We start from the raw sequence: 24657 nt of genomic DNA, 5'->3' as shown, positions 1-24657 counted from the left end.
AGAGGCGATTGGGTGCAACCGATGCTGCAGTGGCTGGATAATGTGGCGGGTCCGGGTTATGTCGCTGCAATACTGTGGACGTTTGCAGCGCTCATTTTGCTTGTCGTCGTCCTGCTGGTCATCAAGGTAGTGCGCAACCTGACCTTCGGCACGTTCGTGGCCGGCGGCAGGAACCGCAAGACGCGCCTTGCGGTGATGGACGCCACCGCCGTCGACAGCCATCGCAGGCTGGTGCTGGTGCGCCGCGACGACATCGAGCACCTGATCCTGATCGGCGGGCCGACGGATGTCGTGGTCGAGCGCGATATCAGGCTGGCAGCACCGCGCCGCCCGGCGCTGACCGGCGACAGCGGCCAGCAGCAGGCGACTGCCGCCGCACGCCCGCGCGCGCCGCAACCGGCGCCTGCGCCCGCACCTGCCAGACAGGCGCCGCCGCCTGCGGCCCAGCCAGTTGCCGCCACACGCCCGCGCCCCCCGGCGCCTGCTCCGGCCCCCAAGCCGGCGGCGCCGAGCCAGCCGACGGCGAAAGTCATGCCGCTGCCGGGCTACGGGACGACCAACGGCAGCACGAGATACACGCCGCCGCCCTCAAACGATTCCATCGACGACACGCTGATGCACGAACTCGAGACCTCTCTCGACGAAACGCACTCGCAGCCGGCACCCAGCAAGCCCGCGGCCAAACCTTCGCTCGATGACGAGATGACCAAGCTGCTTGGCGAGTTGGGCAGCCACAAGCGCTGACCTAACGGCAATGGCGTGAGGGAGCCTCCCCGCAGGAGCTGAAAACAGAAATGGCCGGAAACCCGGCCATTTTCGATGTTCTTTGCTTTCCAGCCGCGTCAGTCGTCGCGATAGACCTTCTCGCGGCGCTCATGGCGCTCCTGCGCCTCGATCGACAACGTCGCGATCGGACGCGCATCAAGCCGCTTCAGCGCGATCGGCTCCCCGGTTTCCTCGCAATAGCCGTAGGTGCCTTCGTCGATGCGCTGGAGCGCGGAGTCGATTTTCGAGATGAGCTTGCGCTGGCGATCGCGGGCGCGCAATTCGATGGCGCGGTCGGTTTCGGAGGAGGCGCGATCGGCCAGGTCGGGATGGTTGGCGTTTTCCTGCTGCAGGATTTCGAGAGTTTCACGCGCTTCGCGAAGGATGTCGTTCTTCCAGGTAATGAGCTTCTGGCGGAAGTACGATTTTTGCCGTTCGTTCATGAACGGCTCGTCTTCGGAGGGTACGTAATCGGCGGTAACGATGTCGTTCATTCGACTCACCCAACAACCCCAAATTTGGCGCCTATATATTCGGGGACAAGAGCCTGCACAAGCGCTATCGGCGACAGTTTCACGCAATTGTTAGTCTCGCATCGGCAGCTCCGGCAACGACGTTGTTTCAATGGCATAAAACGAGTTCGCACATGATTCGTTGCAGTTGCTCGCGCCGGCCATTGTGCATGACGTGGTTCTGGTGACTAATCGCGCTTTGCCAGGAAGGCAGCGCCATGGGGGTCCGGTTGAGCAGACTTTATCTGTTGCGGCATGCCAAAGCCGGCTGGGCGCTGCCCGGCGTGCGCGATTTCGACCGCCCGCTCGACGAATCGGGCATGGCGGACGCCGAGGCGATCGGAGAAGCCATGCGTGCCCGCAACTACGTGCCGGACGTCACGCTTTGCTCCAATGCCAAACGGGCAAGGCAGACGCTGGAAGGCCTGGCGGGGCGCACCGACACCGGCCGGGTGCTGTTCTTCGACACGCTCTACAGCGAGGATGCGGCCGGCTATCTCGACATAATCCGCAAGAATGCCGGCGCCGACCAGCTTCTGGTGATCGGCCACAATCCCATGACCGAGGATCTGGCGATGGCAGTGTCGGGCGACGGCGACGAGGCAGCGCGCGGGATGATGAAGCACGGTTTTCCAACCTCCGGCCTCGCCGTGCTGCGCTTTCCCGGCAATCTTGCCGAAGCGGCGCAGGGCAACGGCTACCTCGAAGCCTTTCTCACGCCTGCCGACCTCTGAGGCCATTTCAAACGCCCGGCTCAACGCCTATATCGGTCGCGGACGCGCAACCAGAGGCTGATTTGGCATCATCGCTGACCACTTTCACCGACGAGGCGAGGATTGCGCTCGACACGCTGTCGGGCCGTGCCGCCGGGCTCTTCTCTCCGTCATTGCGTCTTGGCGTCACCGGCCTCTCCCGCGCCGGCAAGACGGTGTTCATCTCCGCCCTGGTCCACAACCTCATCCATGGCGGACGCCTGCCACTCTTCGAAGCGCAGAAATCTGGCCGCATCGCCCGAGCCTTCCTCGAGGAGCAGCCGGACGATGCCGTTCCGCGTTTCCAGTACGAGGACCATGTCGCGGCTTTGGTGAACGATCGCGTCTGGCCGGACTCCACGCGTGCCATCTCCGAGCTGCGGCTCACCATCGAATACGAGTCGGCTTCCGGCTGGAACCGGTTGTTTTCAGCGGGGAAACTGTCGATCGACATCGTCGACTATCCCGGCGAATGGCTGCTCGACCTGCCCCTGCTCGGCAAATCCTTCGCCGATTTTTCGCGCGAGGCGGTTGAGCTGGCCGCCCTGCCCGTCCGTTCCGACCTGTCGCAAGCCTGGCGCGAGATGGCCTCCACCATCGATCCCGACGCCGACGCCGACGAGATGACGGCGCGGCGCCTGGCCGAGAGCTTTGCCGCCTATCTCAAGGCCTGCAAGCTCGACGAACGCGCCCTGTCGACGCTGCCGCCCGGTCGCTTCCTGATGCCGGGCGACCTCGAAGGCTCGCCGGCGCTGACCTTCGCGCCCCTGATGACGCTCGCGCAAGGCCGACCGCGCTCCGGATCGCTGCAGGCGATGATGGAACGCCGCTACGAGGCCTATAAGACGCATGTCGTCAAGCCGTTCTTTCGCGAGCACATCACCCGCCTCGACCGGCAGATCATGCTGATCGACGCCATGCAGGCGCTCAATGCCGGCCCGGCCGCCATGGCGGATCTGGAACGCGCCGTCACCGAGATCCTGTCCTGCTTCCGGCCCGGACGCGGCAATTTCCTGACCGATTTCTTCTCGCGCCGCATCGACCGCATCCTGGTCGCCGCGACCAAGGCGGATCATCTGCATCACGAAAGCCACGACCGGCTGCAGGCGATCGTGCGCCGGCTGACTGACCGTGCCGTGGCGCGGGCGGATTTCAGCGGCGCCGCTGTCGACGTCGTCGCCATGGCCGCAGTCCGCTCGACCCGCGAAGGTACGGTGAAGCAAGGCCGCGAGACGCTGCCGGTCATCATCGGCACCCCGCTGAAGGGAGAGACGATCAACGGCGAGACATTCGACGGTAAGGCCGAAACCGCCATATTCCCGGGCGATTTGCCGGAAAAGGTCGATGCGGTGTTCGACAGTTCCAGATCATCGCCCGACAGCACCGAACCGGCGATCCGCTTCGTGCGTTTCCGCCCGCCGAAGCTCGAACGCACCGCCGAAGGCGTCACGCTGTCCTTGCCGCATATCCGGCTCGATCGCGCGCTGCAGTTCCTGATCGGAGATCATCTGGCATGACCGCGCCCCGCAAACCGGCGGCCTTCCGCATCGAGCCTGAAGCCGAGGCCGAGGCGCGGCCGCAACCACCGCGAAGCCGCGTCGCCGAGGAGCAGCCGGCGCGCAGGCCGCGCGCCGCGAGGGCCGATGTGGCGGTCGTCATCCCTTCGGAAATCGACGTCTTCGACGAACCGGACATCGAGGCCGCGGCCCCGCCGCCGGCTGTGGCGCCGCGAAAGCGCTCGCTGCTGGCGCGGCTGTTCTTCGGCGCCGTCGGGGCGCTCGTCTCGCTGGCGGTCGGTCTGTGGGCCGACCAGCTGATCCGCGACTTGTTCGCGCGCGCCGAATGGCTCGGCTGGCTGGCGGCCGGCATGGCGGCCATCGCGCTGCTCTCGCTGCTCGTCATCCTCATCCGTGAATTCCTTGCCATTGCCCGCCTTGCCGAAGTCGAAAAGATGCAGAAGCGGGCCCTGGACGCCGTGGCGCGCGACGATCCCAAGGCGGCGCGCGCCTTGGTCGACGAGCTTTCCGCCTTCGTTGCCGCAAAACCCGAGACCGCGGCCGGTCGCCGTTCGCTTGCGGAACTGCGCGGCGAGATCATTGACGGCGCCAATCTGGTGCGGCTGGCCGAAACAGAGATCCTGTCGCCCCTCGACGCCCGCGCCAAAGCCATGATCCTGGAGGCAGCGAAGCGCGTGTCGCTCATAACGGCGGTCAGCCCCCGCGCGCTGGTCGACATCGCCTATGTCGTGTTCGAGGCCGGCCGCCTGATCCGGCGGCTGTCCGAGCTTTATGGCGGCCGTCCAGGCACGCTCGGCTTCTTCCGGCTGGCGCGCGGCGTGCTTGCGCATCTGGCCGTCACCGGCTCGATCGCGGTCGGCGATAGTTTCGTGCAGCAGATCGTCGGCCATGGGCTTGCCGCGAAACTCTCGGCAAAGCTCGGTGAAGGCGTCGTCAACGGCATGATGACGGCGCGCATCGGCATCGCGGCGATGGAAACCGCTCGCCCCTTGCCGTTCATCGCCGTGAAGCGCCCGGGCCTCGGGGATTTCCTTTCGGCGCTGACGTCCTTCGCGGTCAAAAAAGACGGTCAGGCGGAGCAATAGGGTAAACGCGAAAACCCGAGCCAGAACCGGATGATTTCAGGTCGAATCGACCTGAAATCTGAATCCGGATCTGAGTCAAATAAGTGGAGCATGATGTCGTCGAAAACCGCTTCACACTTTTCGGCATCATGCTCCAGTGACGAAGCATTAACCAATCTTCGCCATGGTCGACCAGGTCCCAAGAATAGACTCTGTCGTGCCGGGTGTCGTCCATGAGAAGCGTAATCCTGTCCTGCGTGCTGCCTGCGACCGTTGCTATCGCCGCGCCGCTCGGATTGGTCGAAAAAGCCTTTGGCGCCGAGCCGGACAAGCAGTTCTTCCGGTCCGTCGAAGGCCGATGGGTAGGCCCTGGCGAGATCATCGCCGGCAAGTACAAGGGCACCAAATTCACTTGCGATTTCAACGGCTCGACGCCTGACGGCAAGGTCGGCATGACATTGGACGGCAACTGCCGGGTCGGCGTCTTCACGCAGAAGATGTCCGCGACCGTCGAGCGCAAGGGTCGCGACGGCTACAGGGGCGCCTTCATGGGCGGCTCGACCGGCAACGGCATGGACATTGTCGGCGGCAACGTCGTCGACGCCCAGAAGGTCGTCTTCACCATCAACCGCAACCAGTTGAACGGCGTCATGCAGGCCCGCGTGCCCGACGACAATTCGATGACCGTGACGGTGGCCGTGCGTGTCGACAAACAGTTGGTGCCGGTGATCGGCATGAGCCTGAAGCGGGTCGACTCGGTCGAAGTCGGCGCCATCGCCAAGAACTGATCCGGCGCGCCGACCTCCGCAAAACAAAAAGGCGGCGGCCGCCTGGCCACCGCCTTCGCATTACTCGACGGCTGCGCTTAATCCTTGAAGGTGGCAGTCAATTCGTCATAGGCCTTGCAGGCCTCGTCGAGCGTCGTCGCGCCCTGGTACTTGGCGGTCACGGCCTGAGCCTTTGCGGTCAGGTCGGCGGCCTTGCTCGGATCCTTGGTGATCGCCGCCTGAAGTGCGGCAGCCATGTCCTGCGCCTTCTTGGCGGCTATTTCCTGCGTGCATTCCGGCCCCTTGGAGCAAGCCGAGGCAGCCAACGCCGCAACACCTACGGCGACGAGCAAAAACTTCTTCATGTCAATCATCTCCTCAAAAAGGCGGCCGCCCATCGCAGCCGCCTCCAATGGCCAAAGGCCCAAAGGCCAGGGCCAAGCGTGCCTTAACCGCTGATTGTGGCGGCACGCAACGACCGGGCCGCATAAACTTGTGTAACCTGGCTGCAATGTCGCGGCGTTCCGGATTTGAGGCCGCATAAAAACAACCTGAAGCGCGTCGCATGAGGTCGTTCAGGCGCGACGCGCTTCAGAGTAATTCCAGGAAAGTGTGAAGCGTTTAGGTTCGGCGACTTCGCCGTAACCCTTTCGTCCGGAATTGCATAAAAACAAAGAGATAGGGCGTCTCACCGTTTTCGTGAAACGGTGAGACGCTCCCGGTCAACTGGAACAAGTTCACCTGCGAGGCTGCAACAGCGCCAGCACGACTGTCGATGCGGCAAGGACAACGGTAAGGGTCAAAGGTCCCGACGCGCCGTAGGTGTCCACGACATAGCCGCCGACAACCGCGCCGGTGGTAATGGCAACCTGGAAAGAAACGACCATCAGGCTGCCCGCCGCTTCCAGCGCGTCAGGTGCCGCGCGCGACAGATTGGTCGGCAGCACCACCGGCGCCATGCCGAATGCCAAGCCCCAAAGCGTGACGAATCCGAAGGCAACTGCGATGTGCACGCCCCAAAGGACCAATGCCAGAGCCGCAAACGCCATCAGCGCCGCGGTGCCCGCGAGAGCCATGTGGATGTTGGCGTCGGCCATGCGGCCGCCGGCAACGTTGCCGATCACAGCGGCGACGCCAAATCCGAGCAGGGCCAGGGCAATTGGCCCTGTTGCCAGAAGCGTCACATGTTCGAGGAAGGGGCGTACATAGACCGAGCCGGCAAAATGCCCTGTCATCAGCAAAAGAATGGCCAGCATGCCGAGCTGAACGCCACGCCGCCGTGTCAGCCGAAATACATCCGCAAGGCTATTGCTGGCCGTGGCAGGCAGGGTCGGCAGGCTAAGCAACTGCAGCAGCATGGCAATCACGGCCAGCCCCGCCGTCAGGGCCATGGCGCTGCGCCATCCCAGCCAGTCGCTGATCAACGCGCCCGCCGATGGTGCGGCAATGGTGGCGAGCGAGACGCCGAGGGTGACGATGCCCATGCCCCGACCTGTCGCGTTGGCGCCAACCAGCCTGGCCACGACGGCAACCGAGAGTGCCCAGAAGGCGCTGAGAGCGATTCCGAGCCCGGCCCGGCCCAGCAGCAACAGCCAGAAATTGGGCGCCAGCGCTGCAAGGAGGTTGGAACCGACCGCCAAGGCGCTGAGGCCAACCAGCACCGTCTTGCGGTTCAATCGACCGATGAGAACATTGCTCAACATGGCCGTCACGGCTCCGACCGAAGCGGTGGCGGTGACGACCTGTCCGGCCGTTCCTTCGCTGATGCCGAGATCGCGCGCCATTGGCGTCAGCAGGCCTGCCGGCAGGAATTCGGCTGACACCAGGGCGAAGCTGGTGGCCGCCAATGAAATGACCGAAAACCAGGTGGCTGCGTTCCACGTGGTTGGCGCCGCGGTGTCGAGGTCCAGCGCCGTTTCTTCGTCTTCAAGCTGTAATGTTGTGTCTGTCACTGAAAGATCTCCAAGGTCTGGATATCTTAGATAGACGAGTCTCTTCGGATGATATGTATCTTAAAATCCGAAATTCATGTCCGTTCGTCCGGAAATTGTGCGACGCACAACGCCTGGCGAGACATTGGTGATGCGTTTGAACGCGCGCGCGAAGGATGCTTCGCTATCATAGCCCAAACGGGTAGCGACCTCGGCGACCGACAAGCCGTTTTGCCCCAGCAACTCGCGGGCAAGCTGCATGCGCAGACGGGCGAGATAGTGGGCAGCACCCTCCCCTAGCACGGCGCTGAAGCGCTCGGCGAAAATCGAGCGCGATTGGCCTGCCAGGCCGGCAAGGCTTTCCAAGGTCCAGTTATGGCCGGGGTCCCGGTGCATGGCTGCCAGCGCGCGGCCGATATGGGGGTCGCGGATAGCGGCGAGCCAACCGGTTGTCGAGGCTCCCGTGCAATTGACCCAGCAGCGGATGAGCCGGGCTGTCAGCAAGTCCGCCATGCGCGACAGAATCGTGGCGCTGCCCATCTGCGGTTGCGCGGCCTCGGCCGTCATAGCCGCCAGCAAAGGACGCATGACCGGATCATTGCCGGCCACGTCGCAGCCTTTGATGATCGGCGGCATCAACGTGATCAATGGATTGAGCGCACAGACGCCCAAGGCCATGGAGCCGCAGAAAAGGGTGCTTGTCGCGCCCGTCCCTTCCCGCACGACCTCACAGACATTGCTCCCCAGCTTGGTCACCTGGCAGCCCTCGAGCGAATCGCCGACGACGTCCGGTGCACTGGCCAGCCGATGGGCGATGCCTTGCGGCAGCAGCGCCAGATCGCCATCGCGCAGCTCCTGCCAGCCTTCCGCTTCGGTATAAATCCAGCACGGACCCTGGCCGACAAAGTGAAAGCGAAGCAGCTTCTGTTGCGGAAAGGCAATGCTCCATGGATGTCGGAGCTCGCAGCGGCCATAGTTGACCCCACTCAAGTGAAAATCCTGCAGGACTTCGCTGAGCGCATCCATCGGGATATGGGACGACGAAGAAGGGTGGGACGAATAGTCAGACATTTGGCCATTGTATATGCCGAACGTCCGGCAGGCAAGCCGAGGCCGCTTCAAAGGCGCCCTACCCGTCCAGTCAGTGTTCCCGCCCTTGCCTCCCGCTCCCGGTGCATGCAAGGAGTGCTTCCAACGCATGTCACCCAGAAGTGTGCAGCGGTTCCGGGACAACGACACGCATCAAGCAAAGACCTGAAGCGCGTCGCCTGAGTCTTTTCAGGCGACGCGCTTTAGAGCAACAGGATGACAGGCATGGCAGCTGAAGCGTCGAGCAGCGATCTGGTTCAGGTGGTGGCGCTGCTCGCCGCGGGCGTCGTCGCCGTGCCGATCTTCAAGCGTATGGGGCTGGGCTCGATCCTCGGCTACCTCGCCGCCGGCGTGGTCATCGGCCCGTTCGGCCTGCGCGTCTTTTCCGAATCGGAATCGATCCTCCACGTCGCCGAGCTTGGCGTCGTCATGTTCCTGTTCATCATCGGTCTCGAAATGCAGCCGTCACGGCTCTGGAGCCTGCGTCGGGAGATCTTTGGACTGGGCGCCCTTCAGGTCGGCGTTTGCGCGGTCCTGCTCACGCTGGTCGGACTGGCCGGAGGCTTTCCCATCGCGCAGTCCTTCGTTGCCGGCGCCGGCTTCGTGCTGACATCGACCGCGATCGTCATGCAATTGCTCGAGGAGCGCGGCGAGATCGCCACGCCGAAAGGCCAGCGCATCGTCTCCATCCTGCTGCTCGAAGACCTGATGATTGTGCCGCTGCTGGCGTTGGTCGCGTTCCTCGCGCCCGGCGGCGCCGAGACCAGTTTTTCGGAGCGCCTGACCGAAGTCGGCATCGGCATTGCCGCGATCGTCGGGCTGGTCGTGGCCGGCCGTTACCTGCTCAATCCGCTCTTCCGCATCCTGGCGGACGCGCGTGCCCGCGAGGTCATGACCGCCGCGGCCCTCCTGGTGGTGCTGGGATCGGCCCTCGCCATGCAGCTCTCTGGCCTGTCGATGGCGATGGGCGCCTTCCTCGCCGGCGTGCTCCTGTCGGAATCGACTTTCCGACACCAGCTCGAAGCCGACGTCGAGCCGTTTCGCGGCATCCTGCTCGGCCTGTTCTTCCTCGCTGTCGGCATGTCGCTCGACCTTGGCGTCGTCGCCCAGAACTGGCGGCTCGTCGCCATCTATGTCGTCGCCTACATGGTCATGAAGGCGCTCGGCATTTACATCGTGGCGCGCATCCTGAAGAGCGGTCACCGCGAGGCGCTCGAACGCGCCGTCTTCATGGCGCAGGGCGGAGAGTTCGCCTTCGTGCTCTATTCGTCGGCAGCCGCGGTCGGCATCATCGACGGCCAGGCCAACGCAACGCTGACCGCCATCATCATCATCTCGATGGTGCTGACGCCCTTGGCGATCGTGGCGCTGCGTTACCTCACCCCGCGTGACGAGCAATCGCTCGACGGTGTCGACATCGCCGACGGCCTCACCGGCAGCGTGCTGATCATCGGTTTCGGCCGTTTCGGCCAGATCGCCAGCCAGCCGCTTTTGCTGCGCGGGATGGACGTCTCGATCATCGACAATGAGGTAGAGATGATCCAGGCCGCGGCCGATTTCGGCTTCAAGGTTTATTACGGCGACGGCACGAGGCTGGACATCCTGCATGCGGCCGGCGCCGGGCGGGCTCGCGCGGTGCTGATCTGCGTCGACAAGCCGGACGCCGCCGTACGCATCGCGCAGCTGATCAAGGCCGAATTCCCGCTGGTTACCATCCTGGCGCGTGCCTTCGACCGCGGCACCGCGCTGCAGCTGGTGCGCGCTGGCGTCGACTACCAGCTGCGCGAAACCTTCGAATCGGCGCTGGTCTTCGGCGGCTCGGCGCTGGAGTCGCTCGGCGTCGATCCGGAAGAAGTCGCCGAGGTCATCGAGGATGTCCGGCGCCGCGACGAAGCGCGCTTTGAGACGCAGCTGGCCGAGGGTGTGCGCGCCGGCCAGCGTTTCCTCAAGGGCAATATCGGCACGCCGATCCCCACGCCGCTGACGCAGCCGCGCCGCGCCGGCCGCGCGCTGAACCAGGAAACGGCCGTCGTGCTGAACAAGGCAGAGACCAACAACTGAGGGGCAAGGCATGGCAGAGGTCGACGCGCGGCCGCTTTCGGTCACAAAATTCTGGCGCGACGCGGGCGAGGACGCATGGTTCGAGAAGAGCGATGCCTTCGACTTGGATTTCCGCAACCGCTTCCTCGAACTTCACTACGCCGCGGCACGGCGCGAATGCGACGACTGGAACGCACATGCCGAAGGATCGCTGGCGCTGATGATCCTGCTCGATCAGTTCCCGCGCAACTGCTTCCGCGGTACCGGCCACATGTATGCGACCGATCCGCTCGCCCGGTATTTCGCCGACCGGGCGATCGCCGCCGGCCAGGACCTGGAACTGGAGGAACTGTTCCGCGTCTTTCTCTATCTGCCCTTCGAGCATTCCGAAGCACTGGCCGACCAGGAGCGGTCGGTGCAGCTCACGTCCGCCAGGGCGCCCGAATATCTGAAATACGCCGAAGAGCATCTGGAAATCATCCGGCGCTTCGGACGCTTTCCGCATCGCAACCACATGCTCGGCCGCGCGACGACGGCTGAGGAACGAGCCTTCCTGGACGGCGGCGGGTTTTCGGGCTAACCGGCCGATCTTAGCCGAGCCACCATTCGCGGCCGGACGGCAGCCGCTCGATCCCCGATGTATCGACGGCCTTGAGCCGCTCCGACACGCTCCTGTCGCCGACCGAAAGCCCGGGCGCGATCTCGGCCAATGGCGCCAGCACGAAGGCGCGCTCGAGCATGCGCGGATGCGGCACTTCGAGCCCGGTCTCGTGGATCACCCGGTCGCCGAACACCAGGATGTCGATGTCGATCAGCCGCGGCCCCCAGCGCTCCTCGCGCACACGTTTCAATCGCCTCTCGACATCGAGGCAAAGGTCGAGCAGCGCGCGCGGCGAGAGCGCCGTCTCGATCGCGGCGGCAGCGTTGAGAAAATCGGGCTGGTCGAGTTTGCCCCAGGGTGGCGTGCGGTAGAGCGAGGAGACCGCGGTGACGCGCGTCGCGTCATCGCCGTCCAGTATGCGTAACGCCGCGCCCATGGACTTCGCCGGGTCGCCGAGATTGCCGCCGAGACTGAGATAGACGGCGCTATTCTGGCCAGACAACGGTCACCTCGACATAATCCAGCACGCCGGGCACCGGCGCGTTCGGCTTGCGCACGGTGATCGCGGCCTTCCTGATCTGCGAGAACCGCGCCGTCAGCGCCTTTGCGACCTCCAGCGCCAACGCCTCGATCAGGAAGCGGCGATGTCCGGTCACGATCTTCTCGATGACCGCGAAGGCGACGCCATAATTGACCGTATCCTCGATGGAGTCCTCCGTCAGCGGACGGCTGGGTTCGACGGTCAGCTCGGCATCGACATAGAAACGCTGGCCAAGCGTCTCCTCCTCGTCCAACACGCCGTGGCGGGCGAAGAAGGCGCAGTTCTTCATACGGATGACGTACATGATCAGGGTCCGCGAGGAAGCTCGGTTTCGCGCGCAAGCATAGCATCGGTCAGCGCCAGCGCGTCCACGTTGATTGCGACATCGTGGACGCGAAACAGGTCGGCTCCTTTCAAGCGCAGGATGACGCTCGTCGCCGCCGTGCCGGCGGCCCGATCGCCAGGCTCGCGCCCGGTAGCGGTGCCGATGAAGCGCTTGCGCGAGGTCCCCGCCATAAGTGGATAGCCGAGCGCCTGAAGCTCGGAAAACCGCGCCATCAGGTCGAGGTTTTCCGCCGCCGTTTCCTTGGCGAAGCCGAAGCCGGCATCGAGCACGATCTGACTGTCGGCGATATTGGCAGCGCGCGCGATCTCCAGCGATTTGCGCAGGAACAGGAACTGGTCCTCGATCACGTCGGGCAGCTTCTGCCGCTCGCGCCCGGTGTGCATGATGATGAGTCCAGCGCCGGTTTCAGCGGCGACGCGCGCGATGCCCGGCTCGCGCTGCAGCCCGATGCCCGGCTCGCGCTGCAGCCCCCAGACATCGTTGACGATATGGGCGCCGGCGGCGATTGCGCGCCGCGCGGTATCCTCGCGATAGGTGTCGACCGAGATCAGCGCCTCGCCGGAAGCCGCGAGCGCCGCGATGACCGGCAACACGCGGCCCTGCTCTTCTTCAGCGGTGATCGGCGCGAAACCCGGCCGCGTCGATTCCCCGCCGACATCGATGACCCCGGCGCCTTCTCCCACCATGCGACGTGCCTGCTCCAGGGCCTTTTCCGGCGCGATGAACAAGCCGCCGTCCGAAAAACTGTCGGGCGTCACGTTGAGGATGCCGACGACGACCGCCTTCGGACCGAGGTCGAGATAGCGTCCATGCGCCAACTGCCATCGCCTTGTCGTCATTGCCCATCAACCATCCGTGATCCGCGCGAAATCAATTCCGTTGCGCTGGCGACGGCCCTAAAGCAAGGTGCGTGAAGAGGCAATATGATGAACCGTCCCCTGCTCTGCGCCCTGATGCTCGCCCTGGCCGCCACGCCGGCGACCGCTGCGAATCTGGTGAAGACCTACAGCTATTTCAGCGTCGGCGGCCGCACGCTCGACGATATCCAGAACCAGCTGTCGAAAAACGGCCCCGAAGTGAAGAGCACCGGGTCGCGGCATCCAGGCGCCACGCAGATGGCCTTTACGACCCGTATCAGCTACGCGCAGAGCGGGCAGTCCTGCCGCATCGCCGACGCGGCCGTCACCGTGAAGGTCAAGGTGATCCTCCCCGAATGGCGGCGCCCGCGCAAAGCCGATCCCGACGTCAGGCTGTTCTGGGACACGCTCTCGGCGGATATCAAGCGGCATGAGGAGCGCCATGTCGAGATCGCCAAGAACCATGCGCGCTTGCTCGAGGATGCGCTGAAGGCCAGCTACGCGCAAAAGACGTGCGAACAGGCAAAGGCGGAGGCCGCGTCGATCCAGGCAGCCGAGCTCGCCAGGCACGATCAGGACCAGGTCCGCTTCGACCGCGTCGAGGCCGTCAATTTCGAAAGCCGTATCATTCGGCTGATGCGCTATCGGATGGAGCGCGTCGAGGCCGGCCAGCTGCCGCCGCCTTAACCTCAGAGCCCCGGGGCCAATTTCGCCCAAACATGATGCCAGATGGCAAAAACTTTCGAGCGGCGGTCGAAATCGGCCTATATCGCACGACATATAGCGGTTCGAAATGCCCAGAACCCTATCCGCGATCAAATGACAGGCGCGACCGGCCAAAGCCCTCTTGGCGCGCCGAGCACCAGCCTTTGAAAGAAATGACGCATGGACCAGACCGTCGAGACGATGGCGCCGAAAGCCGCGCCGATGAGCGAGAGCGAGAAGAACGCCATCATCGGCGGGGTGCTTTTGTCGATGCTGCTGGCGGCGCTTGACCAGACCATCGTCGCCCCCGCCCTGCCGACGATCGCGCGCGCGCTCGGCCATGCCGAATATCTGCCCTGGATCGTCACCGGCTATCTTCTGACCGCGACCGCGATGGCGCCGCTCTACGGCAAGATTTCCGATGTCTATGGACGCCGTCCCGTCATCTACGCCGCGATCCTCATCTTCCTGCTCGGCTCGCTGGTCAGCGCGCTCGCTCCCAACATGCTGGTTCTGGTCATCGGCCGTGCCATCCAAGGCGCCGGCGGCGGCGGTCTCTTCGCGCTCGCCCAGACCGTCATCGGCGATCTCGTGCCGCCGCGCGAGCGCGCCCGCTACGCGGCCTGGATCGCCGGCACCTGGGCGGTCGCCAGCGTCGCCGGCCCGCTGCTCGGCGGCGTCTTTGCCGAGCATTTGCACTGGTCGCTGATTTTCTGGATCAACCTGCCGATCGGCATCCTGGCCATGGCCATCATCAACAATCCACTGAGGAAGCTGCCGATCGTAGCCAAGAACCATCGTATCGACGGCTTGGGCGCCGTGCTGCTGGTTGTCGCCACTTCGCTGCTGCTCCTGGCACTCAACTGGGGCGGCAGTGCCTATCCCTGGTTTTCCCCCGAGATCCTTGCGCTGGCGGCCTGCTCGGCCGTGTTCTGGGCTTGCTTCGCGCTAAGGCTGCTCAAAGCGGCGGAGCCTTTGATCTCGCTCGACGTCTTGAGCAATCCGATCGTTCTCGCCGGCACGCTGTCGATGTTCCTGTTGCAGGCCGCGAACATTGGCGCTTCGGTTTACCTGCCGGTCTACCTGCAGTCGGTGGTCGGTCTGTCGGTCAGCCAATCCGGTACCGCCATGCTCGGCCTCCTGCTCGGCACGGTTGCCGGCGCCACTTTCAGCGGGCGCATGATCCCGCGTTTCGTCCACTACAAGCGCATCGCCATGGTCGGCGTCAGCCTGGCCATCGTCTGCATTGGCGTGCTCAGTGCCATTGCGGCACACGCCTCGCTGCTCGAAGTCCTGATCCTGACCACGCTCACGGGCTTGGGGAGCGGAACGACCTTCCCGGTCGCCACGGTGTCGGTCCAGAACGCCGTCGACCGCGCGCACCTGGGCGTGGCGACCGGCGTGCTGACCTTTCTGCGCACACTGGGCGGCGCGCTCGGCGTGGCGATCCTTGGCGCCGTGGCGCTTGGCTACGGCTTGCCGTTGTCGTCCGAGGGCTCGGCGACGCATATCGAATTGTCATCGGCGTTGCCGTTCGTGATGATCTTTCTCACCACCGGGATCACGCTCGTCCTGGCGCTGATCGTGCTGGCGCTCATGCCGGAAAAGGAACTGCGCGGCCATGACGAGCAAGCCGCTCCCGTGCTCGCGGAATAATCTCTCCAGGTGTGTTGAGATTCAGGTCAGGCCGAGTCGAGAATGGCGGCTCCCGAGAACCGGAGCGGAGCGTACTTAAAGTACGTGAGCACCGGAAGCGCAGGGAGTTGCCGTTCGCAGGCCGGCATCACCTGAATATCGACATACCTACTCATGGACGCCGAGCTTCTTCTGCAAGCTGGTCGACGAGGTCGTGTATTGAAAGACGATGCGCTCGCCCGGGCTGATAATGCGCTTGGCGGCCTGCGCCATCAACGCCACCTCATGGAAGCCTGACAGGATCAGCTTAAGCTTGCCCGGATACCAGTTGATGTCGCCGACGGCAAAGATGCCTGGGATCGACGTCTGGAACTTCTCGGTGTCGACCGGGATCAGGTTTTCGCGGAGGTTCAGGCCCCATTCGGCAATCGGCCCGAGCTTCATAGTCAGGCCGAAGAACGGCAGCATGCGCGTGCACGGCACCTCGACATCGCCGTCCGGACCGCCCTTGACGGTCGCGGATGATAGCTGGCCATCGGCGCCGGCAAGGCCGCTGACCTGACCGACCAGGAATTCGAGCTGCTTCATCTCCTGCATGGCGTACATCTTGTTGACGCTGTCGGGGGCAGCGCGGAATTCGGGGCGGCGATGGACCAGCGTCACGCTTTTGGCGATCGGCTGCAGGTTAAGAGTCCAGTCGAGCGCTGAATCGCCGCCGCCGACGATGACGAGATCTTGGCCGCGGAATTCCTCCATGCGCCGGACCGAGTAAAAGACGCTCTTGCCTTCATAGTCCTCGATGCCCGGAATGGGCGGGCGCTTGGGCTGGAACGAGCCGCCGCCGGCGGCGATGACCACCACCTTGGCTTCGAACAGCTCGCCCTCGTCGGTGGCGACGCGGAAACTGCCATCCTCAAGTCTTTCAAGGCTGGAGACCATGCGGTTGAAGGTGAACTCCGGCTTGAACGGATGGATCTGTTCCATGAGCTTATCAACGAGACCCTGGGCCGAGATCGTTGGCCAGCCTGGAATGTCGTAAATCGGCTTTTCCGGGTAGAGTTCGGCGCACTGGCCGCCGGGACGGTCGAGAATGTCGATGAGATGGCATTTCATGTCGAGCAGGCCGAGCTCGAACACAGCGAACAGGCCGACCGGCCCTGCCCCGACAATGAGAACGTCCGTCTTGATTGTATCGCTCATGCGCTGCCCCCTTCTGGGAATGGAGCGAGACTGCATGAGCTATTGCCTGCTGCCAAGCAGCCAGCGTGAAAGAATGTTGAGAAGCGGCCTACGGTGTGTCGAGATTCAGGTCAGGCCGAGCCGGAGTCGAAGACGGGCGCGAAGCGACCAAACTGGGTGGCTTCCGAGAACCGGAGCGGAGCGTACTTAAAGTACGTGAGCACCGGAAGCGCAGGAGGCCGCCATTTGCAGGCCGGCATCACCTGAATATCGGCGCACCTCAGCCCTGGCGTTCGGGAACCCGGACAATCAGCCCGTTCAGCGCGTCGCGCACCTTGATCTGGCACGAGAGGCGAGAATTCGGCTGGACGTCGTAGGCGAAGTCCAGCATGTCCTCTTCCATCGCCTCCGGCTCGCCGACCTCGGCCGTCCATGCCTCGTCGACATAGACATGGCAGGTCGCGCAGGCGCAGGCGCCGCCGCATTCGGCCTCGATGCCGGGCACCGCGTTGCGGATGGCGTTTTCCATGACCGTCGAGCCGTTTTCGGCCTCGACGTCAAACTGGGTCCCGTCATGGGCGATGTAAGTCAGCTTGGTCATTAAGTCACCTGAGGAGTCGCAGCCGAGATAATCACTCCACCGGACAAGTCAACTGCGGCGCGAAAAGCGCCACGAAATGACGTTTTTCAAAAAGATGGCGCTAGCGGCTGATGCCGGCGATGAAATCGCGCACTTCCTCGATCAGCATGCCGAGCCGCTTGAGGGCCCGGACATCTTCCGGCTGTTTCTCGATGATCGCCGCGCAGTCGGCCACCGCGAACGCGCCGATGCCGCGCGCCGAGCCCTTCAAGCCGTGCGCCAGAAGTATCCTCTGCTTGGCGTCGGCATCCGCGATCTGGTCGCAGACGGTGAGCGACTGCTGCACGAACAGCGCCAGCACCTCCCGTTCGAGGTCCCGGTCGCCCATCGTCTGGCGCGCCAGATGGCCGAGATCCACAGGTCGGGCTCCAGCCGTTCCGGAGGCATCTCCCCCCGGCATGGAAAACGCAATACCACTTTCGCCACGCATACGCACTGCAACTCCATAAAGCGGGCAGACGAGCCCGAGAAATTAGGCGATTCCGGTCGCCAACGGGTTAACGATTGGAGGGGAAAAATGTTGTCACGGAGGCGGCCGGATCACGCTTCCGTTAACCCTATATTTAAAGTTTTACGTATCGCCCGGAATGCATGTTTTCTTTACCCCGGTGTGTCATTACGATACGAAGGTCCATTTTTCAGCCTCCCGCTCGGGATAGACAAGCCAGAATCGGGCCAGAATCAGGCCAAAATCATAAGTCCCGCGGCAGCTAGTACAGGGTAGCGAAGGCATGGCTAAGAAACCAACGACGACCAAGTCTCTCGACAGCGACGTAGCCGCGGAACTGGAAAAGGCGCTTGACCTTGACCTTGGCGGCGACGAAGGCGGCCTCGACATGGCGGCGTCGATGGAGGATCTCGAAGCGCAGATATCGGCGGCGGCCGACGAGCTGGCGCGCGAAGGCCGCAGCCAGCGGACAGAGCCGGCGAACAACCCTCAGCCCGCCACTCCCCAGCCTCCAAGGGCGCCCGCGGCCAAGCCCGCGGAACTGCGTCCGGTCGAGCCGCGCAACGGACAGCCGTCCGGCTTCACGCCGCCCGCCGGCTTCACGCCCGCCAATGACGACCGCCAGAAGGACTACAAGACGCTGCTGCACAGCCTTAATCGGCGTGCATCGAGCACCGTCTACTGGGTGATCGCCTTTATCTCGCTGGCCTGGATCGCCGGCGCCGGCGGCCTGGCCAACCTCCTGTTCGGCTCCGGCATCTGGAAGATCCGTACCTTCGACCAGTTCTTCGCCCGCCCCGAACTGATCGGCCTGGCGGTTGCCGCGATCGTTCCGGTCATCCTGTTCTGGGCATTCGCCGCCATGATCCGGCGCGCGCAGGAAATGCGCATCGCCGCGCAATCCATGACCGAGGTCGCCTTCCGCCTGGCCGAGCCGGAAAACCTCGCCCAGGACCGTGTCATGATGATAGGCCAGGCCGTCCGCCGCGAGGTAGCGGCGATGGGCGAAGGCATCGAGCGGACGCTCGCCCGCGCGGTCGAGCTCGAAACGCTCGTCCACGGCGAAGTCACCCAGATCGAACGCTCCTATTCCGAAAACGAGGCCCGCATCCGTTCCCTCGTCGATGGTCTGGGCAGCGAGCGCGAGGCGGTCGTCACCCATGCCGAGCGCGTGCGCGCTTCGATCGCGAGCGCGCACGAGACGCTGCGCGACGAGATCGGCGCGGCCAGCGACATTATCCGCGATTCGATCCTCAACGCGTCGACCAAGCTGTCGATGACGATCAACAATTCTGGCGACACGCTGATCGATCGCATCAATGAAAGCTCGACGTCGATCTTCGATTCCGTCGAATCGCGCCTGGACAACATCACCGACCGGCTTTCGACCTCCGGCGAGGCTTTCGCCAGCCTGCTCGACACCCGCATCGCCAAGCTGACCGACACGACCGACGGCCTCACCCGCTCGCTGACCGACCTGCTCGACGACCGCACGAATGGGATGGTCTCTCTTCTCGGCGGCGCTGCCCGCACGCTGAACTCAGAATTCGAGGCGAGCCTCAGCGGCATCGAACGCACGCTGGCCGAACGCGGCCAGGCGCTGATCAGCGAATTCCAGACCCGCGCCGAGGCGCTCGACACGGGCACGCAGAAGCTCAACGCCGCCCTCGAAGCGCGCGCCCGCCAGATCAACGAGACGATGGTGGAACGCGCGAAGGAAATCGCCCACGCCTTCGCGGAAAGCAAGGACACGCTGTCGGCGATGATCGATCAGGGCAAAACCCAGATCGGCGCCGATATGGCCGACATCATCTCGTCGACGTCCTCGATGCTCGAAGCTCGCGCCACCGACTTCGCCGGCCGTATGGAAGCGGCCCGGCATGTGGTGTCGCGCTCCTTCGATGCCGACATCCAGCGGCTGGCCAATGCCCGTGTCGGCATCGAGGAAGCCGTCGAGAACCACAGCCGCGCGCTTTCCGAGAGCCGTGAGCGCATGGCCGCCGCCATGCAGGAGGACCTGGCGAAATTTGCCGAGGGCCGCGCCGAGATCGATGCCGCCGTCACCAACCAGGTGCAGAAGCTGGCCGAAGGCCGCGGCCTGATCTCGCGCGCGCTGGAAGAAGACCTGCGCAAGGTGAACGAGTCGCGCGCCGCCATCGATGCTTCGCTTGGCAGCCATCTGGAGCAGCTCGAAGAGGGTCGCAACCGCCTGTCCCAGGCTTTGAACGAAGACTCCGGCAGACTCGTCCAAACTCGCACAATGATAGACGAAATGGTCGCTGGCCATGTCGGGAAACTGGCCGAGGGCCGCAACATCCTGGCGCGCGCGCTGGAAGCCGATCTCGGCAAGCTCGCCGACAGCCGCGCGGCGGTCGACGGCCTCGTCGCCGGTCAGGTCGAGAAGATCGCCGAAGGCCGTGCCGTGCTCGCCAAGGCGCTCGAAACCGACATTATCGGTATCAGGAACCTGATCGAGACCCATTCGACCAAGCTCGCCGAGGACCGCGGCGAACTCAGCCGCGCGCTTGAAAACGATCTGAGCGGCATCCGCGGCCTGATCGACGGCCACGCTGGCAAGCTTGCTGAGGACCGCAGCCTGCTGTCGCAGACGCTGGAGGCCGACCTCGCCAAGCTGGCCGAAAGCCGTGCCTCGATCGACGGCCTCGTCGCCGGCCAGGTCGAAAAGCTCGCCGAAGGCCGCGATATTCTGAAGCGCGCCTTGGAGGCTGATATCAACACCATCAAGGGCGCCATTGCTGGCCACTCCGACAAGCTGCTGGAGGATCGCTCACAGCTGTCGAACGCCCTCGAAGCCGATCTGCAGGCGGTCAGCGGCGCCATCGCCGATCATCAGAACCGGCTCGTCCAGGATCGCTCCCTGCTGTCGAAGTCGCTGGAGGACGATCTCGCCAAGCTGGCGGAGAGCCGCTCCAGCATCGACGGGCTTGTCGCCGGCCAGGTCGAAAAGCTCGCCGAGGGCCGCGACATCCTCAAGCGCGCGCTGGAGGCCGATCTCAACACGATCCAGGGCGCGATCGTCGATCATTCGCAGAAGATCACCGACCACCGCGCCGACCTTTCGCGGGCGCTGGAGAACGACATGGCCAGCGCCAGCGGCCTCATGCAGACCCATGCCGACCAGCTGTCGCAGAACCGCGCGACGCTGTCCAAGGCGCTGGAAGACGATCTCGCCAAGCTGGCCGAAAGCCGTTCCAGCATCGACGGGCTGGTCGCCGGCCAGGTCGAGAAGCTGGCGGAAGGCCGCGACATCCTCAAGCGCGCGCTGGAGGCCGACCTTGCCAAGTTGGCCGAAAGCCGCGCCTCGATCGACGGCCTCGTCGCTGGCCAGGTCGAGAAGCTTTCGGAAGGCCGTGACATCCTCACGCGCGCCCTTGAAGCCGACCTTGCCAAGCTGGCCGAAAGCCGTTCCGGCATCGACGGGCTCGTCGCCGGCCAGGTGGAGAAGCTCGCCGAAGGCCGCGATATCCTCAGGCGCGCCCTCGAAGCGGACCTGCAGAAGCTGACCGAAAGCCGGTCCGAGATCGACAACGTCATCGCCGGCCATGTCGGCAAGCTGTCCGAAGGCCGCGACATGCTGGCCCGCGCCTTGGAGGACGATCTCGCCAAGCTCGCCGATGCGCGCAACGACGTCGACCGTTCGGTGTCCGGCCATATCGACCAGATCGCCGCCAGAAGCGGCGACATCTCAGCGGCGATCGCTGCCGATGTCGAGAAGATCGAGCAGGCCTTCAGCCGCCAGACCGGTGTCATCGAGGAACGCGCCAGCACCATGGAGCGCGCGCTGTCGACCGGTGTCGACAACGTGCGCGGCGTGCTGGAGAAGACTGCGGTGTTCGTGGCGGGCGCGTTGCGCGACAAGGTCATGGAAGTCACCAGCACGCTGCATGAGCAGGCCGGTGCGGCCTTCAGCGATGCCGATCGCAAGATCGCCGAGCGCGCCGAGCAGACCTCTGCCGCGCTGCTTGCCAGGGCCGAGGACATTGCCCAGGCCTTCGAGGCGGCCGACCGTCGCCTGCACGAGCGCGCCCAGGATACGTCCAACATGCTGATGGCGCGCGCCGACGATGCGTCGAACACGCTCATGGCCCGCGCCGAGGAAACCGCCGACAAGCTGGCGACGCGCGCCGGCGAGATCGCCAACACCTTCGACGCGGCCGACCAGAAGCTGGTTGCCCGCGCCGTCGAGACGGCGCAGTCGCTCGCCGCGCGTGCCGGCGACATCCTGCGCAACTTCGAGGGAGCCGACGAGCGGCTCTCGATACGCATCACCGAATCGGCCGAAGCATTGGCCGCCCGCGCCACCGATCTCGGCCGCATCTTCGACGGCGCCGACCAGCAGCTGATGGGGCGCATCGCAGAGGGTTCGGAAGCGCTCTCCGCTCGCGCCGGCGAGATCGGCCGCATCTTCGACGACGCCGACAACCGCCTGGTGTCGCGCATCGCCTCGACCAGCTCGACCATCGGCGGGCATGCCGACACGATCGTCGGCGCCTTCGCCGCCACCGAACAGCGTGTCGCCGACCGCGCCCGCCAGACCGGCCAGGAGCTCGCCGTTCATGCCCGCGAGATCGAGCAGGCGCTGGCCGGCGCCGACGAGCGGCTTGCCGCAAGCGCCGCGGCTGCCGCCGCACGCGTCGAGGACCAGGTCGCGAGCGTGGAAAACCGCCTCGCCTACACCGCCGAGACGATGGGCCAGAAGCTCAACGAGCAGGTCTCCAGCGCCGAGGCTCAGCTGATCTCGCGCGCCAACGTCATCGCCGAGACCTTCACGGCGGTCGGCCAGCATATCGGCCAGAGCACCAACGAGGCCGCGCGCACGATCGGCGCCAACACCCGCGAACTCAATACCATGCTCGCGGCGCGGTCGGCCGAGATGGCCAAAATCCTCGACGAAACGGCCAAGCCGCTGGTCGAGCGCTTCGCCCAGGGCGGCTCCGAACTGCAGCGTAGCATGGAGGAGGTCACCGAACGCGCGGCCGAGAAGCTGCGCAGCGAGAACACGAACCTCGTCAATGCTCTCGCAAGCCGCACGGCCGAAACGCTGTCGGCCGTCGAAGGCGCGCGTTCCTCGCTTGCCGACAGCGTGGCCGACCTCATCGGCCGCATGACGACCTCCAGCGCCCAGCTCGGCCAGCTCATCGAGCAGGCTGCGGTCAATCTCGGCCAGGTCGAGGAGCGGCTCTCCGGCAGCACGCAGAGCTTCGCCACGACCACGGAGAAGGCCGCCCAGACCTTCGCCAGCTCGGCGCGCCTGGTCGATTCCAACACGACGCGGCTCACCGACCTGTCATCGGCGACGCTGCGCGAGGTGGCCTCGATCGCGACCAAGTTCGACGAGCACAGCCGGCTGCTCTCCAGCGCCTCGAATCTGCTCAGCTCCGCTCAGAGCAATCTCGAGCACACGCTGGAGCGCCAGTCGTCGCTGGAGGACCTCGCCGTCGGCCTGGTCAAGAAGTCGGAAGACCTCGAGAAGGTGATGCGTTCCTTCGAAAGCCTTGTCGGTCAGACGATGCAGACCGCGGAAGGCCGCACGATGGAGTCGGCGGAAAAGATCCGCACCACCATCGCCGAAGTGATCGATTCGGCGACGCGCCGTTTTGCCGACGCGACCGAGGAGATGCGCCGCACCGCGAGCTCCATCAAAAGCGAGTTGGATCTCACCCGCGCCGAGCTGAAGAAGGGCGTCATCGAGATGCCGGAAGAGGCCAAGGAATCAACCTCGGCCATTCGTCGCGCCGTCTCCGAGCAGATCAACGCGCTCAAGGAACTGTCGGATATCGTTGCGAAATCCGGCCGCAGCGGCTCGAGCGAACAGGGCGAGCCGCGCGGCCTGCGCCCTGCTCCGCAGCAGGCACAGGCCCGCGCCGCCGAACCGCCGCTGCGCCGTCCGCCGGCTCCGCAGCCTCCGCCGCAGCCGCAACCAACGGCTCGCGCTCCGCAGGCGCCGCTGGCCGAGACCACGCTGCGTGGCACGCTCGATCTCGAACGCCCGGCCGAAGCGCCGCGCCGCGAGCCGAACGGCAAGCCCACGCAGGGCGGCTGGGTGCGCGACCTGCTGACCAACGCCTCGCGTGAGGAAGAGCTGAGGCCGGCAGCGCCGGTCGAAGCGCCACGCGCGACGCCGGCCCAGCGCTCACCGCTGCATGTCATGGAGTCGCTCAACTCGCTCTCCGTCGACATCGCCCGCGCCATCGACCACGACGCCTCGATCGAGCTCTGGAACCGCTACCGTCGCGGCGAACGCGACGTGTTCACCCGCCGCCTCTACACGCTGAAGGGCCAGCAGACCTTCGACGAGATCCGCCGCAAATATCAGGCCGAGGCGGAATTCCGCGCTGCGGTCGATCGCTACTGCGAGGATTTCGAAAAGCTGCTCAAGGATGTCTCGCGCAACGACCGCGACAACATCATGGCGCAGACCTATCTGACGTCCGACACCGGCAAGGTCTACACCATGCTGGCCCACGCCAGTGGCCGGCTGCACTGACGCGGCCAAGCGGAATCCGAAACTAAAAAGGCGGGTCTCGGCCCGCCTTTTTCATGTCCACGATGTCGATTGTCGGCTCGGCCGGCGTTCAGATCGTCTGGTCCGTCCAGCGGACGATATCCTTCGCCGCCTGGCCGAAGGCATTGTCCAGCGCACCGACATAAGCCACGTTGCCGCTGCCGGAGACTGGGGCGCTGGCCGTGAAACTCTTCGAGGCGCGCACCTCGCCGTTGCGGTCGTTGAGGATGCGCACGAAGAGATCGACATCGGCATGCTCGCCGCCATCGACGCGCACCTCGAAGGAGCGCACCTCGACGATGATCTGGTAGTCGATCGCCAGCCCCTCGCCCGGCTTGCCGACGCCGGCAAAGCTGCCGGAGCGCTGGAAGGTCTCGGCCAGCCTCGCCTGCACGATGAGCGGCAGCCGATCCGCCCATTGCGCGCCCTTCAGGAACTGGATCGATCCGTCGGAGGGCCTTATGACGATGTTCTGGCTGTCCAGCGCCTTGAGCGCGGATGGCTGGGCGATCAGGATCTGGCGGCGGCTGTGGGCGCGGATGTCGACCGACGGCGCGGACAATTCAAACGTGTCGAGCGGCGCCGGCTTGCCGCCCAGGACCGCACAGCCGGCAACCGCAAGCACCAGCAGCACCGCCGCGGATGATCTCAAACTACCCGCTACCACCCTGACCGACTTCACGCGTGATCCCCGTTGTCCCCGATCAACCCGCATTCGCGGTTTATTTTCTTGGCGGTCGCG

21 protein-coding genes are annotated in these 24657 nt (G+C 64.8%); 10 read left to right on the top strand and 11 right to left on the bottom strand.

The genetic code is table 11. From position 1 onward, the window contains the following. The first annotated feature begins 21 nt into the window (after window positions 1-21). On the top strand, window positions 22-744 hold the full coding sequence (locus tag CK230_RS18740; protein ID WP_176480145.1) for a flagellar biosynthetic protein FliO: 723 nt from the start codon (window positions 22-24) through the stop codon (window positions 742-744). A gap of 98 nt (window positions 745-842) precedes the next feature. On the opposite strand, the gene dksA is transcribed toward CK230_RS18740, so the two are convergent. Next, window positions 843-1259 carry an RNA polymerase-binding protein DksA gene (dksA, locus tag CK230_RS18735; RefSeq protein WP_040972254.1) on the bottom strand — a complete coding sequence of 139 codons (417 nt, stop codon included), beginning with the start codon at window positions 1257-1259 and terminating at the stop codon, window positions 843-845. A gap of 248 nt (window positions 1260-1507) precedes the next feature. Between dksA and CK230_RS18730 the strand changes: the two genes are divergently transcribed. The 4 genes from CK230_RS18730 to CK230_RS18715 all read left to right on the top strand — a co-directional run bounded on the left by CK230_RS18730 (window position 1508) and on the right by CK230_RS18715 (window position 5398). Next, on the top strand, window positions 1508-2011 hold the full coding sequence (locus CK230_RS18730; RefSeq protein ID WP_095818609.1) for a histidine phosphatase family protein: 504 nt from the start codon (window positions 1508-1510) through the stop codon (window positions 2009-2011). Window positions 2012-2073: 62 nt separating this feature from the next. Next, window positions 2074-3546: a YcjX family protein gene (locus CK230_RS18725; RefSeq protein WP_095818608.1), complete on the top strand. Its 1473-nt coding sequence runs from the start codon at window positions 2074-2076 to the stop codon at window positions 3544-3546. Then, window positions 3543-4631 carry a TIGR01620 family protein gene (locus CK230_RS18720; RefSeq protein WP_095818607.1) on the top strand — a complete coding sequence of 363 codons (1089 nt, stop codon included), beginning with the start codon at window positions 3543-3545 and terminating at the stop codon, window positions 4629-4631. The genes CK230_RS18725 and CK230_RS18720 overlap by 4 nt, the downstream gene beginning before the upstream one ends. Before the next feature lie 212 nt (window positions 4632-4843). Continuing rightward, window positions 4844-5398 (top strand): hypothetical protein, encoded by a 555-nt coding sequence (locus tag CK230_RS18715; RefSeq protein ID WP_095818606.1) that lies wholly within the window; start codon window positions 4844-4846, stop codon window positions 5396-5398. Between the two features lie 77 nt (window positions 5399-5475). Here the strand turns inward: CK230_RS18715 and CK230_RS18710 are convergent, their stop codons facing one another. The 3 genes from CK230_RS18710 to CK230_RS18700 form a co-directional block, all read right to left on the bottom strand. Next, window positions 5476-5775, bottom strand: a complete 300-nt coding sequence (locus CK230_RS18710; RefSeq protein ID WP_245429970.1) for a hypothetical protein — start codon at window positions 5773-5775, stop codon at window positions 5476-5478. 339 nt (window positions 5776-6114) lie between these two features. Then, a complete protein-coding gene (locus CK230_RS18705) occupies window positions 6115-7329 on the bottom strand; it encodes an MFS transporter (protein ID WP_095818605.1) in 1215 nt (404 codons plus the stop codon). 60 nt (window positions 7330-7389) lie between these two features. Then, window positions 7390-8379 (bottom strand): AraC family transcriptional regulator, encoded by a 990-nt coding sequence (locus CK230_RS18700; RefSeq protein WP_176480144.1) that lies wholly within the window; start codon window positions 8377-8379, stop codon window positions 7390-7392. Between the two features lie 243 nt (window positions 8380-8622). Between CK230_RS18700 and CK230_RS18695 the strand changes: the two genes are divergently transcribed. Continuing rightward, entirely contained in the window at window positions 8623-10458 is a 1836-nt protein-coding gene (locus tag CK230_RS18695; RefSeq protein WP_095818741.1) for a monovalent cation:proton antiporter-2 (CPA2) family protein, read from the top strand. A gap of 10 nt (window positions 10459-10468) precedes the next feature. Next, on the top strand, window positions 10469-11017 hold the full coding sequence (locus CK230_RS18690) for a DUF924 family protein (protein ID WP_095818603.1): 549 nt from the start codon (window positions 10469-10471) through the stop codon (window positions 11015-11017). A 10-nt stretch (window positions 11018-11027) separates the two neighbouring features. Here the strand turns inward: CK230_RS18690 and folK are convergent, their stop codons facing one another. Genes folK through folP form a run of 3 tightly spaced genes read right to left on the bottom strand, consistent with a single transcriptional unit; the run spans window position 11028 to window position 12764 of the window. Continuing rightward, window positions 11028-11540, bottom strand: a complete 513-nt coding sequence (gene folK / locus CK230_RS18685) for a 2-amino-4-hydroxy-6-hydroxymethyldihydropteridine diphosphokinase (protein ID WP_095818602.1) — start codon at window positions 11538-11540, stop codon at window positions 11028-11030. Beyond that, window positions 11524-11883, bottom strand: coding sequence for a dihydroneopterin aldolase (gene folB / locus CK230_RS18680; RefSeq protein WP_042647736.1), 360 nt, complete (start codon window positions 11881-11883; stop codon window positions 11524-11526). Before folB ends, folK begins: the two co-directional genes overlap by 17 nt. Window positions 11884-11885: 2 nt before the next feature. Then, window positions 11886-12764: a dihydropteroate synthase gene (gene folP, locus CK230_RS18675; RefSeq protein WP_095818601.1), complete on the bottom strand. Its 879-nt coding sequence runs from the start codon at window positions 12762-12764 to the stop codon at window positions 11886-11888. Between the two features lie 84 nt (window positions 12765-12848). Here folP and CK230_RS18670 point away from each other — a divergent pair, with 84 nt between their 5' ends. Both CK230_RS18670 and CK230_RS18665 read left to right on the top strand, forming a co-directional pair. After that, on the top strand, window positions 12849-13469 hold the full coding sequence (locus CK230_RS18670; protein ID WP_095818600.1) for a DUF922 domain-containing protein: 621 nt from the start codon (window positions 12849-12851) through the stop codon (window positions 13467-13469). Between the two features lie 198 nt (window positions 13470-13667). Beyond that, the gene (locus tag CK230_RS18665; RefSeq protein WP_095818599.1) at window positions 13668-15143 is read left to right on the top strand and encodes an MDR family MFS transporter; all 1476 of its coding nucleotides are present in this window, start codon (window positions 13668-13670) and stop codon (window positions 15141-15143) included. A gap of 147 nt (window positions 15144-15290) precedes the next feature. On the opposite strand, the gene CK230_RS18660 is transcribed toward CK230_RS18665, so the two are convergent. From CK230_RS18660 to CK230_RS18650, 3 genes are all read right to left on the bottom strand, one after another. Next, window positions 15291-16322 carry an NAD(P)/FAD-dependent oxidoreductase gene (locus tag CK230_RS18660; RefSeq protein ID WP_095818598.1) on the bottom strand — a complete coding sequence of 344 codons (1032 nt, stop codon included), beginning with the start codon at window positions 16320-16322 and terminating at the stop codon, window positions 15291-15293. A 259-nt stretch (window positions 16323-16581) separates the two neighbouring features. After that, window positions 16582-16902 (bottom strand): 2Fe-2S iron-sulfur cluster-binding protein, encoded by a 321-nt coding sequence (locus tag CK230_RS18655; protein ID WP_095818597.1) that lies wholly within the window; start codon window positions 16900-16902, stop codon window positions 16582-16584. 100 nt (window positions 16903-17002) lie between these two features. After that, window positions 17003-17371 (bottom strand): Hpt domain-containing protein, encoded by a 369-nt coding sequence (locus tag CK230_RS18650; RefSeq protein WP_095818596.1) that lies wholly within the window; start codon window positions 17369-17371, stop codon window positions 17003-17005. 301 nt (window positions 17372-17672) lie between these two features. Between CK230_RS18650 and CK230_RS18645 the strand changes: the two genes are divergently transcribed. Beyond that, the gene (locus CK230_RS18645) at window positions 17673-23897 is read left to right on the top strand and encodes a kinesin (RefSeq protein ID WP_095818595.1); all 6225 of its coding nucleotides are present in this window, start codon (window positions 17673-17675) and stop codon (window positions 23895-23897) included. A gap of 88 nt (window positions 23898-23985) precedes the next feature. On the opposite strand, the gene CK230_RS18640 is transcribed toward CK230_RS18645, so the two are convergent. Beyond that, window positions 23986-24630, bottom strand: a complete 645-nt coding sequence (locus CK230_RS18640) for an ABC-type transport auxiliary lipoprotein family protein (RefSeq protein WP_095818594.1) — start codon at window positions 24628-24630, stop codon at window positions 23986-23988. Window positions 24631-24657 lie beyond the last annotated feature (27 nt).

Source organism: Mesorhizobium sp. WSM3859 (assembly GCF_002295065.1).
GTDB lineage: Bacteria > Pseudomonadota > Alphaproteobacteria > Rhizobiales > Rhizobiaceae > Mesorhizobium.
Note: the sequence above shows the minus strand (reverse complement) of the source record. Positions and strands in the feature narration are given on the sequence as shown.

Excerpts from the sequence above, each read along its gene's own strand:
- CK230_RS18710 (WP_245429970.1), bottom strand. The coding sequence starts at position 5,775 with ATGGGCGGCCGCCTTTTTGAGGAGATGATTGACATGAAGAAGTTTTTG.
- CK230_RS18690 (WP_095818603.1), top strand. The coding sequence starts at position 10,469 with ATGGCAGAGGTCGACGCGCGGCCGCTTTCGGTCACAAAATTCTGGCGC.
- CK230_RS18715 (WP_095818606.1), top strand. The coding sequence starts at position 4,844 with ATGAGAAGCGTAATCCTGTCCTGCGTGCTGCCTGCGACCGTTGCTATC.
- CK230_RS18670 (WP_095818600.1), top strand. The coding sequence starts at position 12,849 with ATGATGAACCGTCCCCTGCTCTGCGCCCTGATGCTCGCCCTGGCCGCC.
- CK230_RS18665 (WP_095818599.1), top strand. The coding sequence starts at position 13,668 with ATGGACCAGACCGTCGAGACGATGGCGCCGAAAGCCGCGCCGATGAGC.
- CK230_RS18640 (WP_095818594.1), bottom strand. The coding sequence starts at position 24,630 with ATGCGGGTTGATCGGGGACAACGGGGATCACGCGTGAAGTCGGTCAGG.
- folB (WP_042647736.1), bottom strand. The coding sequence starts at position 11,883 with ATGTACGTCATCCGTATGAAGAACTGCGCCTTCTTCGCCCGCCACGGC.
- CK230_RS18660 (WP_095818598.1), bottom strand. The coding sequence starts at position 16,322 with ATGAGCGATACAATCAAGACGGACGTTCTCATTGTCGGGGCAGGGCCG.
- CK230_RS18740 (WP_176480145.1), top strand. The coding sequence starts at position 22 with ATGCTGCAGTGGCTGGATAATGTGGCGGGTCCGGGTTATGTCGCTGCA.
- CK230_RS18695 (WP_095818741.1), top strand. The coding sequence starts at position 8,623 with ATGGCAGCTGAAGCGTCGAGCAGCGATCTGGTTCAGGTGGTGGCGCTG.
- CK230_RS18650 (WP_095818596.1), bottom strand. The coding sequence starts at position 17,371 with ATGCGTGGCGAAAGTGGTATTGCGTTTTCCATGCCGGGGGGAGATGCC.
- dksA (WP_040972254.1), bottom strand. The coding sequence starts at position 1,259 with ATGAACGACATCGTTACCGCCGATTACGTACCCTCCGAAGACGAGCCG.
- folP (WP_095818601.1), bottom strand. The coding sequence starts at position 12,764 with ATGACGACAAGGCGATGGCAGTTGGCGCATGGACGCTATCTCGACCTC.
- CK230_RS18720 (WP_095818607.1), top strand. The coding sequence starts at position 3,543 with ATGACCGCGCCCCGCAAACCGGCGGCCTTCCGCATCGAGCCTGAAGCC.
- CK230_RS18700 (WP_176480144.1), bottom strand. The coding sequence starts at position 8,379 with ATGTCTGACTATTCGTCCCACCCTTCTTCGTCGTCCCATATCCCGATG.
- CK230_RS18655 (WP_095818597.1), bottom strand. The coding sequence starts at position 16,902 with ATGACCAAGCTGACTTACATCGCCCATGACGGGACCCAGTTTGACGTC.
- CK230_RS18645 (WP_095818595.1), top strand. The coding sequence starts at position 17,673 with ATGGCTAAGAAACCAACGACGACCAAGTCTCTCGACAGCGACGTAGCC.